16 protein-coding genes are annotated in these 18052 nt (G+C 65.3%); 10 read left to right on the forward strand and 6 right to left on the reverse strand.

Going from position 1 to position 18052, the window contains the following annotated elements; all coding sequences use genetic code 11:
- Window positions 1–47: 47 nt before the first annotated feature.
- Together ASC89_RS02375 and ASC89_RS02380 are read left to right on the forward strand one after the other, a co-directional pair.
- Window positions 48–1622 carry an MFS transporter gene (locus tag ASC89_RS02375; protein ID WP_200940402.1) on the forward strand — a complete coding sequence of 525 codons (1575 nt, stop codon included), beginning with the start codon at window positions 48–50 and terminating at the stop codon, window positions 1620–1622.
- 123 nt (window positions 1623–1745) lie between these two features.
- Window positions 1746–2717, forward strand: a complete 972-nt coding sequence (locus ASC89_RS02380) for a ketopantoate reductase family protein (RefSeq protein WP_055874357.1) — start codon at window positions 1746–1748, stop codon at window positions 2715–2717.
- A 207-nt stretch (window positions 2718–2924) separates the two neighbouring features.
- Here ASC89_RS02380 and ASC89_RS02385 read toward each other — a convergent pair whose 3' ends face one another.
- Window positions 2925–4052, reverse strand: a complete 1128-nt coding sequence (locus tag ASC89_RS02385) for an S-(hydroxymethyl)glutathione dehydrogenase/class III alcohol dehydrogenase (protein WP_055994257.1) — start codon at window positions 4050–4052, stop codon at window positions 2925–2927.
- 193 nt (window positions 4053–4245) lie between these two features.
- On the opposite strand from ASC89_RS02385, the gene rimP reads away from it, so the two are divergent.
- The 7 genes from rimP (at window position 4246) to ASC89_RS02420 (ending at window position 13073) form a co-directional block, all read left to right on the forward strand.
- Window positions 4246–4920 (forward strand): ribosome maturation factor RimP, encoded by a 675-nt coding sequence (gene rimP, locus ASC89_RS02390; protein ID WP_055874352.1) that lies wholly within the window; start codon window positions 4246–4248, stop codon window positions 4918–4920.
- Entirely contained in the window at window positions 4921–6522 is a 1602-nt protein-coding gene (nusA, locus tag ASC89_RS02395) for a transcription termination factor NusA (RefSeq protein WP_055874349.1), read from the forward strand.
- Between the two features lie 19 nt (window positions 6523–6541).
- Window positions 6542–7159 carry an RNA-binding protein gene (locus ASC89_RS02400; protein ID WP_055994259.1) on the forward strand — a complete coding sequence of 206 codons (618 nt, stop codon included), beginning with the start codon at window positions 6542–6544 and terminating at the stop codon, window positions 7157–7159.
- A gap of 121 nt (window positions 7160–7280) precedes the next feature.
- Complete coding sequence (infB, locus tag ASC89_RS02405) at window positions 7281–9977, forward strand: translation initiation factor IF-2 (protein WP_055874342.1); 2697 nt, start codon at window positions 7281–7283, stop codon at window positions 9975–9977.
- Window positions 9978–9980: 3 nt separating this feature from the next.
- Window positions 9981–10460, forward strand: coding sequence for a hypothetical protein (locus ASC89_RS02410; protein ID WP_055994261.1), 480 nt, complete (start codon window positions 9981–9983; stop codon window positions 10458–10460).
- Window positions 10461–10565: 105 nt separating this feature from the next.
- The gene (locus ASC89_RS02415) at window positions 10566–11084 is read left to right on the forward strand and encodes a hypothetical protein (RefSeq protein ID WP_156384472.1); all 519 of its coding nucleotides are present in this window, start codon (window positions 10566–10568) and stop codon (window positions 11082–11084) included.
- 153 nt (window positions 11085–11237) lie between these two features.
- On the forward strand, window positions 11238–13073 hold the full coding sequence (locus ASC89_RS02420; protein WP_244488379.1) for an ABC transporter ATP-binding protein: 1836 nt from the start codon (window positions 11238–11240) through the stop codon (window positions 13071–13073).
- A gap of 189 nt (window positions 13074–13262) precedes the next feature.
- Here the strand turns inward: ASC89_RS02420 and ASC89_RS02425 are convergent, their stop codons facing one another.
- The 3 genes from ASC89_RS02425 to ASC89_RS02435 are packed head-to-tail and all read right to left on the reverse strand — an operon-like array spanning window position 13263 to window position 14591.
- Window positions 13263–13898, reverse strand: a complete 636-nt coding sequence (locus ASC89_RS02425; protein WP_055994265.1) for an ATP-dependent Clp protease proteolytic subunit — start codon at window positions 13896–13898, stop codon at window positions 13263–13265.
- 43 nt (window positions 13899–13941) lie between these two features.
- Window positions 13942–14283 carry an SRPBCC domain-containing protein gene (locus ASC89_RS02430; protein WP_055994267.1) on the reverse strand — a complete coding sequence of 114 codons (342 nt, stop codon included), beginning with the start codon at window positions 14281–14283 and terminating at the stop codon, window positions 13942–13944.
- Window positions 14280–14591 (reverse strand): helix-turn-helix transcriptional regulator, encoded by a 312-nt coding sequence (locus ASC89_RS02435; RefSeq protein ID WP_055874328.1) that lies wholly within the window; start codon window positions 14589–14591, stop codon window positions 14280–14282. Before ASC89_RS02435 ends, ASC89_RS02430 begins: the two co-directional genes overlap by 4 nt.
- Before the next feature lie 97 nt (window positions 14592–14688).
- Here ASC89_RS02435 and ASC89_RS02440 point away from each other — a divergent pair, with 97 nt between their 5' ends.
- Entirely contained in the window at window positions 14689–15336 is a 648-nt protein-coding gene (locus ASC89_RS02440) for a hypothetical protein (protein WP_055994269.1), read from the forward strand.
- A gap of 150 nt (window positions 15337–15486) precedes the next feature.
- Here ASC89_RS02440 and ASC89_RS02445 read toward each other — a convergent pair whose 3' ends face one another.
- Complete coding sequence (locus ASC89_RS02445; protein ID WP_055994271.1) at window positions 15487–17730, reverse strand: excinuclease ABC subunit UvrA; 2244 nt, start codon at window positions 17728–17730, stop codon at window positions 15487–15489.
- 60 nt (window positions 17731–17790) lie between these two features.
- Complete coding sequence (locus ASC89_RS02450) at window positions 17791–18003, reverse strand: hypothetical protein (protein WP_055994273.1); 213 nt, start codon at window positions 18001–18003, stop codon at window positions 17791–17793.
- Between the last annotated feature and the right edge of the window lie 49 nt (window positions 18004–18052).

Below are 18052 nucleotides of genomic sequence, written 5' to 3' on the forward strand. Positions count from 1 at the left end.
CATTGTGCTCGATTACTTAAGTCATACCTTAAGTGAAAGGAGCCGCCATGTCAGCCCCGAACTCCCGCGCCACGGCCCGCGAATGGACCGGTCTTGCCGTCCTCGCCCTGCCGACGCTGCTGATTTCCATCGACGTCTCGGTCATTCTGCTCGCCCTCCCCAGGATCAGCGAAACGCTCGGCGCCGACAGCGCCCAGCAGCTCTGGATCATGGATATCTACGGCTTCCTGCTCGCCGGCTTCCTCATCACCATGGGCACCATCGGCGATCGCATCGGGCGGCGGAAGCTCTTGATGATCGGCGGCGCCGCCTTCGCCGCCGCTTCGGTGCTGGCCGCCTTCTCCACCTCGGCGACGATGCTGATTGCGGCGCGCGGCCTGCTCGGTATTGCCGGCGCGACGCTCTCGCCCTCGATCCTGGCGCTCATCACCAACATGTTCCACGACGAACGGCAGCGCGGCTTCGCCATCTCGATCTGGCTCACCTGCTTCATGGGCGGCATGCTGCTCGGCCCGCTGGTCGGCGGCGTCATGCTCGAGCATTTCTGGTGGGGCGCTCCGTTCCTGCTCGGCGTGCCGGTGATGCTGCTGCTGCTCGTCACCGCCCCGGCGCTCTTGCCCGAATACAAGGCGCCGCAGGCCGGCCGGCTCGACCTGGTGAGCGTGGTGCTGTCGCTCGGCGCCATCCTGCCCATGGTCTATGGGTTGAAGGAACTGGCCAAGGGCGATGTGTCGCTTGCCCCGTTCGGCGCCATGGCTTTCGGGCTGCTGCTGGCCATCGTCTTTATCCGTCGCCAGGTGACGCTGGCCCATCCGCTGGTCGATCTGAAGCTGTTCAGGAACGGCGCCTTCACTGCGGTGATCGGGGCGATGTTCCTGATCACCGTCACCGGCGCCATCATGGTGCTGACGGCGCAGTATTTTCAGCTCGTTGCCGGTCTTACCCCGCTTTGGGCCGGGCTCTGCGGCCTGCCGGCGATCCTGTTGATGATCGTCGCCTTCATGCTGGCGCCCAGGCTGGCGCAGACCATTCGCCCCGGCCTGCTCATCGCCTCCGGCATGGGCGTCGCCATTATCGGCCTGCTGATCGTGGTGTTCCTCATCCAGAGTTACGGCGTGCCCGCGGTGATCGTCGGCTTCGCCCTGTTCAATTTGGGCTGCGCGCCGATGGTGACGCTCGGCACCGGCATCATGATGGGCTTTGTCGCGCCGGAACGGGCCGGTGCGGCCGCCGCCCTGCAGGAGACCTCGTCCGAGTTCGGCTTCTCGCTCGGCATCGCCGCGCTCGGCAGCCTCGGCACCCTGGTCTATCGCAGCCTGCTGAGCGGCAACCTGCCGGCCGGGCTGACCGAGGCGCAGACGCATCTCGCCACCGAAACGCTGGCCGGCGCGGCTGGTGTCGCTGCCAGCCTCCCCGACGGCGCGCCGTTGCTCGCCGCCGCCAGTGCTGCCTTCACCGCGGCGCTGCAGCTGGTGGCGACGGTGGAGGCCGGCGTGCTGCTGCTGATCGCCATTGTCGCCCTTACCGCTTTGCGCGGTGTCAAACCCCTGGGCGCCGGAGCCGGCGCCCACCCCACTCCGCCTGAGGCGGATAGCAAAGACCGTCTGGCTGCTGCCCAGTGACGGTCCGGCCGGCGGTGGGACAAGCGCTGGGTACGTGAACCCCGCCGCCGGCTATCTCACGCTACGATGGGCTGCCTTGTTCGGGCCGCCCATTACCGCCAAGCTGGGCCAAAGGAGTTCAGCATGCGGTTCATCATCTACGGCGTCGGCGCCATCGGCGGCACCTTCGCGGCGTCCCTCGCCAGCGCCGGCCACGATGTGGTCGGCATCGCCCGCGGCGATATGCTGGCGGCAATCCGGAACAATGGCGGGCTGCTGTTCCGCACCACCACGACTGCGCAGCTGGTGAACTTCCCGGTGGTCGGCGCGCCTGGCGAGCTCGAATTCCGGCCTGACGACGTCATCTTCCTCACCATGAAGGGGCAGCACACCGCTCCTGCGCTCGAGGAATTGCGGGCCGCCGGCGTCAGTACCCAGGCGGTGGTCTGCGCCCAGAACGGCGTCAACAACGAACGGCTGGCGCTGCGGTTGTTTCCCAATGTCTACGCCATGACGGTGATGCTGCCGGCCGATTACGTGACGCCGGGCGAAGTGATCTGCTACGGCACGCCCAAGCGTGGGCTCATCGACCTCGGCCGCTATCCTCATGGGCTCGACGACAACGTCGCGGCGATCGCCACTGCCTTCGACAGCGCCGGCTTTGCTGCCTTTCCGCTCGAGCAGGTGATGCGCTCCAAATACGGCAAGCTGCGCGACAATCTCGGCAATGTGGTCGAGGCGGCGCTCGGCCACGGGAGCCGCTCCGGCCCGCTGCTGGATGCGATCCAGGCCGAGGCCGAAGCGGTCTATGCCGCCGCCGGCATCGACTGGGTGGCGGTCGGCAATGCCGATCCGCGCCGCAAGGGCCTGATGGAAATGGGCGCCGTCGCCGGCGTCACCCGCACCGGCGGCTCCTCGATCCAGAGCCTCAAACGCGGCGCCGGCACCATCGAAACCGATTACCTCAATGGCGAGATCGTGTTGCTCGGCCGGTTGTACGGGGTGCCGACCCCGCTCAACGCCGGGCTGGTCACGATCGGCCACGAGCTGGTGGCGAAGGGGGCCAAGCCGGGCAGCATGAGCGAGGCGGAGCTGCGGGCGCGGTTGGGGCTTTAGTCACGATTGGAGCTTTGGGCGCCTCAAACTCGATCTATCGCTTCCCTCCCCTCAAGGGGCAGGGCTATCGCATATGGGGCACTGACAGTAGTTGGGTGGCCTTCTCCCACAAGGGGAGAAGGCACTCACACAACGGCCGGTGGCTTTCCATATGCGATAGCCATGCCTCAAGGGCGAGGGGAGGGCGCGGCCGGTGGTCGAGTCCCCCTAGAACAACACCACGCTGCGGATGCTTTCGCCGTGGTGCATCAGCTCGAACCCCTGGTTGATGTCCTCGAGCCTGAGCGTGTGGGTGATCATCGGGTCGATCTCGAGCTTGCCGCTCATGTACCAGTCGACGATTTTCGGCACGTCGGTACGCCCCCTCGCCCCGCCGAAGGCGGTACCCATCCAGGTGCGGCCGGTGACCAGCTGGAACGGACGGGTGGAGATCTCCTGGCCGGCGCCGGCCACCCCGATCACCACCGATTTGCCCCAGCCGCGGTGGCTCGCTTCCAGCGCCTGCCGCATCACCGTGGTGTTGCCGGTGCAATCGAAGGTGTAGTCGGCGCCGCCGATCTGGTCGGCTCCGCGCTTGGTGAGGTTGACCAGGTGCGGGACGATGTCGCCCTCGATTTCCTTGGGGTTGACGAAGTGCGTCATGCCGAAGCGCTCGCCCCAGGCGCGCTTGTCGTTATTGATGTCGACGCCGATGATCATGTCGGCGCCGGCAAGCTTCAGCCCCTGCACCACGTTGAGCCCGATACCGCCCAGCCCGAACACCACGGCGGTGGCGCCGGCCTCGACCTTGGCGGTATTGAGCACCGCGCCGACCCCGGTGGTGACGCCGCAGCCGATATAGAACACCTTGTCGAACGGTGCCCTGGGATCGATCTTCGCCAGCGCGATCTCGGGCAGCACGGTGTGGTTCGAAAAAGTCGAGCAGCCCATATAGTGGTAGATGGTCTCGCCCTTGTAGGAAAAGCGCGAGGTGCCGTCCGGCATCAGCCCCTTGCCCTGGGTGGCGCGGATCGCCGTGCAGAGGTTGGTCTTGCGGCTCAGACAGCTCGGGCACTCCCGGCATTCGGGCGTATAGAGCGGGATCACGTGGTCGCCCGGCTTGAGGCTGGTGACCCCGGCGCCGACCTCCAGCACCACGCCGGCCCCCTCATGGCCGAGGATCGAGGGGAACAACCCCTCGGGATCGGCGCCCGACAACGTGAACGCATCGGTGTGGCAGATGCCGGTGGCCTTGATCTCGACCAGCACTTCGCCGGCCTTGGGGCCCTCGAGATCGAGCTCGACGATTTCGAGCGGCTTGCCTGCCGCGAATGCCACTGCCGCCCGTGTCTTCATCAGTCCTGCTCCAGCTCGAATCCTGTTGCGCACCATAGCCGCTCGAGGCGGCAAGCACAGTCCGGACGCATCACCTTGCGTCGGAGGGCCATCGGCGCTATATGAGCGCCAACAACATCTCTGGCTCTAAGCGAGAGTGGGGTGCCGACCGGGCCCCCGCTCTTTTTGTTTTCTTGGGACCCATCGCAACAGCATGACCTTCGATCTCACCGAAAAGCGCTACATCAAGGAGACCGGCCTCGAGCAGCGGATCGCCCGCATCGTCGAGCCGGTCGCCAATGATCTCGGCTACAGCCTCGTGCGTGTGAAGATGACGCAGGAGAACGGCCTGACGCTGCAGATCATGGCCGAAGACGGTAATGGCCGCTTTGCCATCACCGACTGCGAGCGGCTGAGCAAGGACGTCTCGCCGGTGCTCGACGTCGAGGATCCGATCGACCGCGAGTATCACCTCGAAGTGTCGTCGCCCGGCATCGACCGGCCGCTGGTCCGCGCCCGCGATTTTGCCGCCTATATCGGCCACGAGGCCAAGGTCGAACTATCCGACCTGCTCGATGGCCGCCGCCGCTTCCGCGGGCTGATCAAGGCGGTCGATGGCGACCATGTCGTCATCACCCTGCCGGACGTCCCCAAGGGCACCGATCCGGATTTTCGGCTGCCGCTGACCATGCTGGCTGAAGCCAAGCTGGTGATGACCGACAAGCTGATGAACATGGCGCAGGTCGACCAGGCAGAATTCCCCATCGACGACGATGAAGACATCGAGACCGTCGAACTCTCGGACGATCCGGAGGCCGATACGGCCGAGGACGCCGACCAGTCAAAATCTGTATCTGAAAAAGACGCTTCCACTGAGGAGACAAACTAAATGGCCGTTAGCGCGAACCGCCTGGAGCTGCTCCAGATCGCTGATGCCGTCGCCCGCGAGAAGTCGATCGATCGCATGATCGTCATCGAGTCGATGCAGGACGCGATCGAAAAGGCGGCCAAGACCCGCTACGGCGCCGAGACCAATGTCCGCGCCGAGATCAACCCCAAGACCGGCGAGCTGCGCCTGTGGCGGCTGCTCGAAGTGGTCGAGGCGGTGGAAGAGCCCGGGCGTCAGGTCGAGCTCAAATACGCCAAGACCAAGAACGATGCCGCCAAGCTCGGCGACTTCCTCACCGAGCCGCTGCCGCCGATCGAGTTCGGCCGCATCGCCGCCCAGTCGGCCAAGCAAGTGATCGTGCAGAAGGTGCGCGATGCCGAGCGTGACCGCATGTACGAAGAGTACATCAACCGCGTCGGCGAGATCGTCAACGGCACGGTCAAGCGCGTCGAGTACGGCAATGTCATCGTCGATCTCGGCCGTGGCGAAGCCATCATCCGCCGCGACGAACTGATCCCGCGCGAGCTCTATCGCTACGGCGACCGCGTCCGCGCCTATATCTATGATGTGCGCCGCGAGCAGCGTGGCCCGCAGATTTTCCTCTCCCGCACCCATCCGCAGTTCATGGCGAAGCTGTTCATGCAGGAAGTGCCGGAGATCTACGATGGCATCATCGCCATCCGCTCGATCGCCCGCGATCCGGGCAGCCGTGCCAAGATCGCCGTGACCTCGTCGGATTCCTCGATCGACCCGGTCGGCGCCTGCGTCGGTATGCGCGGCTCGCGCGTCCAGGCGGTGGTCGCCGAACTGCAGGGCGAAAAGATCGACATCATCCCGTGGACCGAATCGATCGCCGACCTCGTCGTGTCGGCGCTGCAGCCGGCTGATGTGGCGAAGGTCGTGCTCGACGAGCAGGCCGAGCGCATCGAAGTCGTGGTGCCCGATGAGCAGCTCAGCCTCGCCATCGGCCGCCGTGGCCAGAACGTGCGCCTCGCCTCGCAGCTGATCGGCTGGGATATCGACATCCTCACCGAAGCCGAAGAGTCCGAGCGTCGCCAGAAGGAATTCACCGAGCGCTCTGCTTTGTTCATGCAGGCCCTTGATGTTGACGAGATGGTTGCCCAACTACTGGCTTCCGAAGGCTTCTCCTCGGTCGAGGAGCTCGCCTATATCGACGCTTCGGAAATCGCCTCGATCCAGGGTTTTGACGAAGAGACCGCGGCGGAAATCCAGCAGCGCGCTTCCGACTACCTGGCGGCGATCGAGAAGGCCAATGACGACGAGCGCATCAAGCTCGGCGTCGAGGACGAGCTCTATGAGATCCCGGGCCTGAATGCGGCGATGCTCGTCGCGCTGGGCAAGGAAGAGATCAAGAACGTCGAGGACTTTGCCGGTTGCGCCGCCGACGACCTGGTGGGCTGGACCGAACGCAAGGACGGCGAGACCAAGCGGTTCGAGGGCACCTTCAAGGATTTCCCGGTGAGCCGTGAGGAAGCCGAGGAAATGATCCTGCAGGCCCGTCTCAAGGCCGGCTGGATCACTGAAGCCGATCTCGCGGTGGCCGACGAGGCCACCGAGCTGGAAGAAGGGGCGCCCGCGTAATCGGGAGGTCTCGAACCCGGTGCCGCGTCGCGAAGAAACCGAAAGGCAATGCGCCCTCACCCGTGAGGTGAAGCCGATTGTCGAACTGATCCGCTTCGCCGTCTCACCCGACGGCGAGGTGGTGCCCGATACCGACGGCAAGGCCGAAGGGCGCGGCGTCTGGATTACCCTTGGCCTGAAGACCGTGGCCGAGGCGCAAAAGAAGAAGGCCTTCGCCAAAAGCCTCAAGGCCGAGGTGAAGGTGCCCGACGATCTCGCCGGTCTGACCCGGCGCCGGCTGGAGGAGCGACTGCTCAGTTCGCTCTCCCTGGCGCGCAAGGCGGGGCAGCTGGTGACCGGCTCGACCAAGGTCAAGGCGGCGATCGAGGCGGGTGAAGTGCAGGCTCTCCTCACCGCGACCGACGCGGCCGAGGACGGCAGGAACAAGCTCCTGGGTTCGCTCAAGGGCTACACGATGGCGGCGGAAGAGGCGGGTTTTGAGCCCGTCTTAACTCCGCATTTCGAATTGCTCGATTCGGGTCAAATGGGTTTGGCACTCGGGATCGAAAATGTGATACATGCTGCGCTCATCAAGGGGGGCGCGGCCCAGGCGGCGGTGCAACGAGCTGAAAGGCTGGCTCGTTACATCGCCAACTAGACGGGTTGTTTGAGCGGCGCAGCAGCGCTATGCCGCCCCCTGAGCCCTACAATCGGACTTGGTCAGAGAGCGCGAAGCCGCGCTTTCGTGGACAGGTTTCGTGAAGGAAGACGCGAGTTACATGGCTGATAACGACGACAAGCGCGAAGATTCTGGTGCCGGCGGCAAGAAGACGCTGTCATTGAAGGGAGGCCCCTCGATGGGGGCACGCCCCAATGTGGCACGTTCGTCGCGGAACACTGTGGTCGTCGAGAAGCGCACCCGTTTCGTGCCGCCCGGCGCGCCGGTGCACACGCCGCACACCCCACACACGCCGCGCCCGCCGCAGGGTGGTGGTGGCGGTGCCCCGTCCCAGGGTTCGGGTCGCCCCGCTTCGTCGGGTGCGCCGTCGGGCAATCGCCCGTACCAGTCCAACCAGGGCCGGCCGCCGCTCCGTTCGGGCGCCGCACCGCGTCCGGGTGGTGGGCTGAGCGCCACCGAGGCCGATGCCCGGGCCCGCGCCCTGCGTGAAGCCGCCGGCCGCCAGGCCGAGGACGAGGCCCGCGCCCGCGCCGAAGAGGCTCGCCGCATCGAGGAAGATGCGCGTCGCCGCGCCCTCCGCGAGGAAGCGCAGAAGGCCGAAGAGGCAAAGCAGCTGGCCGCCGAAGGCGAGCGTGCTCTCGAGGCCGTGTCGGAAATCTCGACCGTGTCGCGTGAGCCGCGCGTTTCTCCGGCACGTCGCGCCGCGGCAACGCCGGGCGCCCGTCCGGCCGCTCCCGCAGCTGACCTGCCGCCGACGCCGCCCTCCGAAGCCGATGGCCGCAAGACTCGTACGGCTCCCGCGGCGCGCCCGCTGGTCAATGCCGCCGAACTCGAGAACGCCCGTCGTGGCGGCGCTGCCCGCGTTGCAGCAACGCCCGAGCGTCCGACCCGGCGTGCCGGCGAGGAAGCCTTCGCCCGGGCCCGCCTGACCGTCACCAATGCCGGCTCGGAATCCGATCGCGACAAGGGACCGTCGCTGGCCGCCATGCGTCGCCGTCGCGACAAGAAGATGGGCCGCAACCAGCAGCAGGCGCCTAAGCTCAGCCGTGAAGTGACCATTCCTGAGGCGATCACCGTCCAGGAACTGGCCAACCGCATGGCCGAACGTGCCGTCGATATTATCAAGATCCTGATGGCCCAGGGCCAGATGGTGAAGATCACCGACGTCATCGACAGCGATACCGCCGAACTGATCGCCACCGAACTCGGCCATACCGTCAAGCGCGTCTCCGACGCCGACGTGGAAGAGGGTCTCTATGACATCCCGGCCGACGACAAGGCCGAGGACCTGACCAACCGCGCGCCGGTGGTGACCATCATGGGTCACGTCGACCACGGCAAGACCTCGCTGCTCGACGCCATCCGCGAGACCAACGTGGTTTCCGGTGAAGCCGGCGGCATCACCCAGCACATCGGTGCCTATCAGGTCGAAAAGAACGGCCAGAAGATCACCTTCCTCGACACCCCGGGCCACGAGGCGTTCACCGCCATGCGCGCCCGCGGCGCCCAGGCCACCGATATCGCGGTGCTGGTGGTGGCGGCCGATGACGGCGTCATGCCGCAGACCATCGAATCCATCAAGCACGCCAAGGCGGCCGGGGTTCCGATCATTGTCGCCATCAACAAGATGGACAAGCCGAGTGCCAATCCGCAGCGCGTTCGCACCGAACTGCTGCAACACGAAGTGTTCGTCGAATCGATGGGCGGCGATGTGCTCGACGTGGAAGTCTCGGCGGTCACCAAGGCCGGCCTCGACAAACTGCTCGAAACCATCCTGCTGCAGGCCGAAGTGCTGGAGCTCAAGGTGGCCCGCGATGGGCGCGCCGAGGGCCTCGTTATCGAAGCCAAGCTCGATCGCGGCCGCGGTGCGGTGGCGACGGTCCTCGTGCAGCGCGGCACGCTGTCGATCGGCGACATCGTCGTCGCCGGCACCGAGTTTGCCCGCGTTCGCGCGCTGATCAACGACAAGGGCGAGCAGGTGAAGGAAGCCGGCCCGTCCATTCCGGTGGAAGTGCTGGGCTTTACCGGCGTGCCGTCGGCCGGCGACCGCTTCTCGGTGGTCGAGACCGAAGCACGGGCTCGTGAAGTCACCGAGTATCGTCAGCGCCTGATCCGTGAGAAGACCGCAGGCGGCGGCGCCACCAGCCTCGAGCAGATGATGAATCAGCTCAAGGCCTCGGGCATCGCCAAGTTCCCGCTGATCATCAAGGGTGACGTGCAGGGCTCGGTCGAAGCGATCAACGCCTCGCTCAACAAGCTCTCGACCGATGAAGTGTCGGCGCAGATCCTGATGAGTGGCGTCGGCGCCATCACCGAATCCGACGTGACGCTGGCCTCGGCTTCGAACGCCATCATCATCGGCTTCAACGTCCGCGCCAACAAGCAGGCCAGCGATCTCGCCACCCGCGAGGGCATCGAAATCCGCTACTACAACATCATCTACGACCTCGTGGATGACGTGAAGGCAGCGATGTCGGGTCTGCTCAAGCCGGAGCGTCGCGAGACCTTCATCGGCTACGCTTCGATCAAGGAAGTGTTCCAGATCACCAAGGTCGGCAAGGTCGCCGGCTGCCAGGTCACCGAGGGCATCGTCGAACGCGGCGCCGGCGTGCGCCTGCTGCGCGACAACGTGGTGATCCACGAAGGCAAGCTGAAGACGCTCAAGCGCTTCAAGGATGAAGTCAAGGAAGTCCCGGTCGGCCAGGAATGCGGCATGGCCTTCGAGAACTACGAAGACATCCGCGCCGGCGACGTCATCGAATGCTTCCGCGTCGAGAGCGTGGTCCGTTCGCTCTAGGCGATGGTCGACAAGCAATCAAAGAGAGCGCCTGGTGGAAGCCCGGCGCTCTCTTTTCTTTTGGCGGGTGCGAAGGCATTGGTCGTCATCGCCGTTATCGTGACGTTGCCGATCGCTGGCTGGCTCGGGTGGCGGTGGTATCGGCCCGATCATTTCTTCAATCCTGTCGGCCGGCAAGTTCACCTGAGTTTCCTCGACTGCCGCGACAGGGGCCGCTGCCCCGGAGAGGCAGAGCTATGGCAAACCTTGATGCCGGAGGTGTTCGTTACGGGCGAACCTCGCGACGAGGTGATGAAGCGCATCAGCGATGCGGGCTTCGAGAGGTGGGTGGTGGAGAACAACAGTGAGTACTATTCGTCATCCGGTACCGCATTCGATCCGTTTCCCTGCTCCCAACCGTACTACGTCCGGGTCACCTTCGATGGGCAGGGCAAACTCGTCGACGCGGCCACGTCTTTCAGCGGCACTCCAAGCTGCTTGTGAGAGGCGGCTGCTCCGCAGCATGCAGTCGCAAGCCCGAGCTGATGCGGAAGAGCAGTGGGCCTTTGTTGGGCTGGTCAATCGCCACGCCGACCGGACCTCGCTCCAGTGACCGAACCCCTCCTCATGCTCACCTACACCCTGACCGCCGCCGACGCGCTGGCCTACGAGTCCCTGCCGCGCGAGCTGGTCGGTTGGCGCAAGTGGCTGTTGCTGGTCTGGCTCGCGGCCGCGGGCGGGCTGGTGGCGTTCCTGCCGGCCGACTGGGTCGGGCCGGAATGGGGCTGGCGCTTCTGGCTGGCGGCGCTCGTGCTGGTCGGCATCGCCTATGCGCTGGCCACCACCCTGATGACGCTGGCCACGCATCGTCGGGCCCGTCGCCGCATTCCCGCGCCCACGGTCGTAACGCTCGAGCAATGGGGTGACCATCTCGCAGTGACAACGGCCGAGCGGCAGCTGTTCATCGCCTACGAGACCATCGCCGATGTCGCCATCGGCAAATCCCACGTCTTCATCACCGCGCCACCCGAGGCGCTGATCGTGCCGCTTACGGCGTTTGCCGACCGGGACGAGATGACGGCGTTCGGCGAGGACATCGACCGGCTGTCGCATCAAGCCGTCCCCTGACCGGCTCGCCTACCTGCCCGAATTGCTGGTTTCGCCGCGACGCGCTCCACCCTAGAGTTGTTCTCGATTTCAGGATGATTTTCGATGCGTGGCGTTGGCGGTAGAGTCGGGGGCGGGGGACGTGGGGCGAACGGCCCGGACATCCCTGATGCCTTGCCCTTCGATAAGGGCGAGCGGCTCAAAACCTTCCGCCATCTCGGTCGGCTGTTCGCCCAGATGTGGCGCACCAGCCCCTGGCTGATGGGCATCAGCATCGTGCTCCGGCTGATCGTCGCCATCCAGCCGCCGCTGGTGCTGCTGCTGACCAAGCTGATCATCGACGAGGTGGTGCATCAAACCAGCCTCGGCGTGCCCGGCCCGGAACTGAGCGACTGGCTGCAGAGCGGCCGGCTCAGCTTCCTGATGGCGCTGCTGGCCGGCGAGTTCGTACTGGTCTTCGCCCGCGACGCCTTCAACCGCGCCATCAACGTGGTCGACAATATCCTCGGCGAAAGCCACTCCAACGCCGTCAGCCTCGAGCTGATGGAGCATGCGGCCAAGCTCGATCTGAAGCACTTCGAGCAGTCGGAATACCAGGATCGGCTGGAGCGAGCCCGCCGGCAGGCCTCGAGCCGCTCGACCGTCATCTCGCAGGTGTTCGGCCAGGCGCAGGCGATGATCACTGCCGCGGCGCTGGCCGCCGGCCTCTTCCTCTACGCCCCACTGCTGATCGGGCTGCTGGCGCTGGCGCTGATCCCGGCGGTGTGGGGCGAGTTCCGCTTCAACCGCCTCGCCTACTGGATCTCGCATAACCGCTCGCCCGAACGGCGGCAGCTCGAATACCTGCGCCAGATCGGCGCCAGCGCCGACAGCGCCAAGGAGATCAAGCTGTTCGGGCTCGGCGAGTTCCTTTCCGGCCGCTTCAAGGGGCTGAGTGACCAGATCCTGATCGAGAACCGCAACCTCTCGATCAAGCGCGCCCTGCAGACCGGGCTGCTCGCCTCGATCTCGACCCTCACCTACTACGCCGCCTACGCCTATATCGTCTGGCGCACCCTGCACGGCGAGTTCTCCATCGGCACGCTGGTGTTCCTGTCGGGCAGTTTCTCGCAGCTCAACGGCTACCTGCAGCAGATTTTGATCGGCTTCACCCAGATCGCCGGGCAGTCGCTTTATCTCGACGACCTGTTCAGCTTCTTCGAGATCAAGCCGACCATCCTCGACCCCAAACACCCAAAACCCTTCCCGCTGCCGGTCAAGCAGGGGCTGGTGTTCGAAAATGTCGGTTTCCGCTATCCGGGCTCGGAAAACTGGGCGGTGCGCAACCTGAGTTTTGCCGTACCGGCCGGCGAGACGCTGGCGCTGGTGGGCGAGAACGGCGCCGGTAAGACCACCATCGTCAAGCTGATGACCCGGCTCTACGACCCCGACGAGGGCCGCATCACCCTCGATGGCATTGATCTGAAGGAGTTCGCCACGGCGGACCTCCGCACCCATATCGGCGTGATCTTTCAGGATTTCCTGCGCTACAGTTTTACTGCCTCGGACAATATAGGGGTCGGCCGCATCGAGGTGGCGGGCGACCGCGAGCGCATCGTCTCCGCCGCCGAGCAGAGCCTTGCCGACCCGGTGATCCGCAAACTCCCCGAGGGTTATGACCAGATGCTCGGCCGCACTTTTCTGAAGGGTCAGGATCTGTCAGGCGGCGAGTGGCAGAAGATCGCCATCGCCCGCGCTTATATGCGCAACGCCGAGATCATCATCCTCGATGAGCCGACCGCGGCTCTCGATGCGCGCGCCGAGGCCGAAGTGTTCACCCGCTTCAAGAACCTCGCCGAGGGCACCACGGCAGTGCTCATCTCGCACCGCTTCTCCACCGTCCGCATGGCCGACCGCATCGTCGTTCTGGCCGACGGCAAGGTGGAAGAGCAGGGCACCCACAGCGAGCTGATGGCGAATGGCGGGCGCTACGCCGAACTGTTCGAGCTGCAGGCGCAGGGGTATCGGTGAAGTGCACCGTCGGTGGTCTCGCGTCCCCTCGCCCCTTTGGGGAGAGGGTCAGGGTGAGGGGCAGCCAAGCACACCGACCTCTGCTGCCTTGCTAAGCCAAATGCTCGATGTCAGCGTGCTTGGCGCCCCTCACCCCAGCCCTCTCCCCAGAGGGGCGAGGGAGCGGTGTGGCGCCGCCAGGCGCAATTTCTACCGACCCATCGGCAGCTCCGGCACCGGCATCGCCAGTTCCGCCCGCTCGGTGAAGATCGAGTCGATCAGCCCCCAGTCGCGGGCCTCTTCCGGCGACATGTAGCGGTCGCGGTCGAGGGTGCGTTCGACTTCCTCGATGGTGCGGCCGCAGTGTTTGGCATAGATGCGGTTGATCCGCGCCTTCACCTTCTGGCTCTCCTCGGCATGGATCAAGACGTCGGTGACCTTGCCCTGGGCACCGCCCGAGGGTTGATGCACGAGGATCGAGGCATTGGGCAGCGCCATGCGCCGGCCCGGAGCGCCGCCGGCGAGGAGGAACGAGCCCATCGAATAGGCGGTGCCCATGCAGAGCGTCGACACCGGCGATTTGATGAACTGCATGGTGTCGTAGATGGCGAGTCCCGCCGTCACCACCCCGCCGGGCGAGTTGATATAGAGCGAGATCTCCTTGCCCGGGTTCTCCGATTCAAGAAACAGCAGCTGGGCGCAGATCAGCGCCGCCATCTGATCCTCGACCTCGCCATTGACGAAAATGATCCGCTCGCGCAGCAGCCGCGAGAAGATATCGAACGACCGCTCCCCGCGGCTCGACTGTTCGATGACCATAGGGACGAGTTGCATCATGTCGCGCATCGGCAACCTCCTTCAGAATAGCTTTGAGTGTGGAATGAACGGGCTAAGCGGCCCGCAGCATCGCGGTGTTGGTATTGGCGGGGATCGGCACCCGCAGCGGCGTCGCCACCCGGTCGTGCACCAGCCGCAGCCAGGTGCCGCCATCGGGTGTCGCCTCGAGCGTGAAGGTCACGAGCTCTCCTTCGGCATCGCCCTCGCGCCAGCTGAGCCGCAGCCGATGGGGCGGCACCGCCTCTACGACTTCGGCAGTGAAGCGTTCGCCATCACCGTCGGGCAGCAGCCAGGCATCGCGATAGGCCGGGATCGACAGCGCCCGCCAGACCTTTTCCGGCGCGGCGTCGAGCCCACATTCGACCGTCACGCGCTCGGCTTCGGATTCGCTCATTGATCCATCTCCTTGAGGAAGTCCTTGAGGCGGCCGAGCCGCTCAGGCCAGAACGCCTGGTAGCGGCTCAGCCAGTCATGCAGCGGCGCCATGCCGTCGGGGTTCACTGCGTAGTGGACGCTGCGTCCCTCGCGCCGTTCGCGGATCAGCCCGGCGCCGCGCAGCACCGCGATGTGCTGCGACATCGCCGGCTGTGAAATGGCAAAGCCCTCGCCCAGCGCCGAGCCGGTCAGCTCGCCGGAGGCCAGCCGCTCCAGCATGGCGCGGCGATTCGGGTCGGCCAGCGCCTTGAAGATATCTGCTTCCATGCACAACACATAAGCCAATACTTATGAGTCGCGCAAGCCCGCTCGACTCCCGCGCTGCGCGCGCATAGGTTCCGCCCGCTTCGTCGGGAGGATGTCGATGCGCAGCCTGTTGCTTATCCTGGCCCTCATGGCCGCCTCGCCCACCCTGGCCGAGGAGGCGCCGACGCTCGGCCGCGCTGGCGTGAACCTCAGTTTCGAGGCTTTGGGCCATCGCTTCGTGCTGCCGACGCCGGATTGGCTGACCCCGGCCGAGCGGCTCTCACCCGATCTGCTGCCGCTGGTGCAATCGAACACCTATGGCGATGCCACCCAGGCCTTCGTCGAGTTCTTCCCAAAGGGCGAGTCGGTCGACAACTGGACCACTACCTATGCGGCGCGGCTGACCCTGCAGCCCGGCCGCAGCCTCGACGATTACCGCCGCGCCACCATGTATGGCTACTCGCAGATCTGTAAGGACGAGGCCCTGGGCTTCTTCAATTTCGGCGAGGAGACGGAGAGCTTCTTTCCCGCCCTCGGCATGGCCTGCGGCGCCTACAAGGACAATGGCAAGCTGCGCGGGCTGGGCGAGGTGATGGTGGCGGTGTTCCGCAAAACCGATACCGGCATCGCCATGGTCTACCAGGAATGGAAGGGCCGGGCGTTCGATCCGTCCAACCCCGAAACCTGGCCGGTGGATGCGAAGGCGTTCCAGGCGCGGGCGAAGGAATTGCAGGACGTGGTGCAACTGGAAAAGCTCCCCGACTGATAGAGACGGCCCCCTCCCGACCTCCCCCATAAAGGGGGAGGTGAAGAGTCGAGGCTCTGTCTTCGATCGTGCCAAGCAACCGGCGGAGCACCTCCCCCTTCATGGGGGAGGATGGGAGGGGGCCGTCTGCTTCAGTCGGCGCCTTCGAGCCTACCCCCGCGCCGCCAGCGCCACGCCCGTCAAGCTGCCCTTCGCCCCCCGCAAGCCCGTCGGTGTGCCCTCGAACACCACGCTGCCGCCGTCGTTGCCGGCGCCAGGCCCGAGGTCGATCACCCAGTCGGCCCGGCTGATCACGTCGAGATTGTGCTCGATGACGATCACCGTCGAGCCGGCATCGACCAGCCGGTCGAACAGTCCGATCAGCGTGTCGACGTCGTTCATGTGGAGCCCGGTGGTGGGTTCGTCCAGCACGTAGATATTGCCGGATTTGCCCAGCTCTGCCGCGAGCTTCAAGCGCTGGCGTTCACCGCCCGAGAGACTTGAGAGCGGCTGCCCCAGCGTCAGATAGCCGAGCCCGACATCGTCGAGCCCCCTCAAAATCTTGGCGATGGCAGGTTCGGTGAAGAACTCGGTCGCCTCGCCGACGCTCATCTCGTAGACGTCGCTGATCGCCTTGCCGCGCAGCTTGTGCTGCAGCACTTCCTCGGTGAAACGCTTGCCCTCGCAGGTCTCGCAGACGCTCGCCACCGGGTCCATGTGCGCGAGGTCGGTATAGGTGACCCCGAGGCCTTTGCAGTCGGGGCAGGCGCCCTTCGAGTTGGCCGAGAACAAAGCCGCGTCGACGCCGTTGGCCTTGGCGAAGGTCTTCCTGACCGTGTCGAGGATGCCGGTATAGGTGGCGGTGTTGGAGCGCGACGAGCCGCGGTTGAGGTTCTGGTCGATGATCACCGTGTCGGGGTAGGCGGCCGGCAGCGAGCCCTGGATCAGCGAACTCTTGCCGGCGCCGGCAACGCCGGTGACCACGGTGAGCACGCCCTCGGGGATCGACACTGATACGTCGCGCAGGTTGTTGGTCTTGGCGTGGGCGATCTTCAGCTGACCCTTGGCCTTGCGCCCATCGGCCTTGATCGCCTGGTACTTTTTCATGTGGTTGCCGGTGAGCGTGCCGGATTTGAGCAGCCCTTCGAAATCGCCCTCGTAGACGATCTCGCCACCCTTTGAGCCGGCGAATGGGCCCATATCGACCACATGATCGGCAATGGCGATCATGTCGGGCTTGTGCTCGACGATCAGCACCGTGTTGCCCTTGTCGCGCAGCTGCTGCATCAGCCCGGCCAGCGGAGCGACATCGTGCGGATGGAGCCCAACGCTCGGCTCATCGAACACATAGGTGATGTCGGTCAAGGACGAGCCGAGATGGCGCACCATCTTCACCCGCTGGCTTTCGCCGCCCGACAGCGTCGAGCTCTCGCGGTCGAGGCTCAGATAGCCAAGTCCGATGGTGACGAGGTTCTCGAGCCGCGCTGCTAGCGCCGCGATCATCGGCTTGATCGAGGGCGCCTCGATCGAGCGGACGAACGGCGCGAGGTCTGAGACCTGCATCGCCGAACACTCGGCGATCGACTTGCCGTTGACCTTGCTCGCCAGTGCCGCGGCATTGAGCCGGGCGCCGCCGCAGGCCGGGCAGGTCGCGCGGGTGAAGATCTTGTCGTACTCGGCCCGGACATGCGGCTGCAGGTTCTCGGGATCCTTGCTCCCCAGCCCCTTCTTCAGCTTGGCGACCACGCCCTCGTAGGTGAGTCCGATCTTGCCGACCTTGATCTTGCGGCCATCGTCGAGGTTGAACAGGTTCTCCCGCTCCTCGGCGCTGTACTTGCTGATCGGCTTATCCATGTCGAACAGCCCGGAATTGTTGAAGATCTCCCACCACCAGCTGTCGACGGCAAAATCCTTGGGCAACAGGGCGCCCTGGTTGAGCGATTTGCTCTCATCGACCACCGCGCTCATGTCCATCGCCGCGACCTGGCCGATGCCTTCGCAGTCGGGGCACATGCCGCGCGGGTCGTTGTAGGAGTAGAGCCCGGGCGCGCCGAGTTTCGGTTCGGCAGCGCGCGAAAAGATCACCCGCAGCATCTGCGCCGCGTCGGTGACGGTGGCGACAGTGGAGCGGGAGTTGCCGCCCAGCCGCTGCTGGTCGACGATGATGGCGGCCGAGATATTCTCCAGCTCGTCGGCATCGGGCTGGCCGTAATGCGGCATGAACTGCTGCACGAACGCCGGGTAGGTTTCGTTGATCAGCCGCTGGCTTTCCGCCGCGATGGTGCCGAACACCAGCGAGGATTTGCCTGAGCCCGACACCCCGGTGAACACCGTGATCTTCCGCTTCGGGATATCGAGCGACACGTTCTTGAGATTGTTCTCCCGCGCCCCGCGGATCTTGATCGAACCGTACATGCGAACCCTCTTTCGTACTTTACCAGTTAGTTAAATAGACTTTCGAACGTTGGCAACCCCTCACGGCAGCCGGTCGAGCACCGCGAACTCCTGGTGCACCCGGCGGCGCTCGCTGTCGGAGAGCGGCAGCGCCTGGAAGCGGCGATAGAGGTCCGTCGCGACCTGATGCTGACCCATGGCGATTGCCAGTTCGATCCGCGATGCGAGCGCGCGGGCGTCGCCGCCGCTGGGGATCGCACCGGTGAGGACGGGGATGGTGATTTCCTGGTTCATCACTATGGCCTCGGTTCTGGAAAGGAGGACCGGACGCCCGCAGGCGCCC

Origin of the sequence: Devosia sp. Root413D1 (assembly GCF_001425235.1) — a bacterium.
Classification (GTDB): domain Bacteria; phylum Pseudomonadota; class Alphaproteobacteria; order Rhizobiales; family Devosiaceae; genus Devosia_A.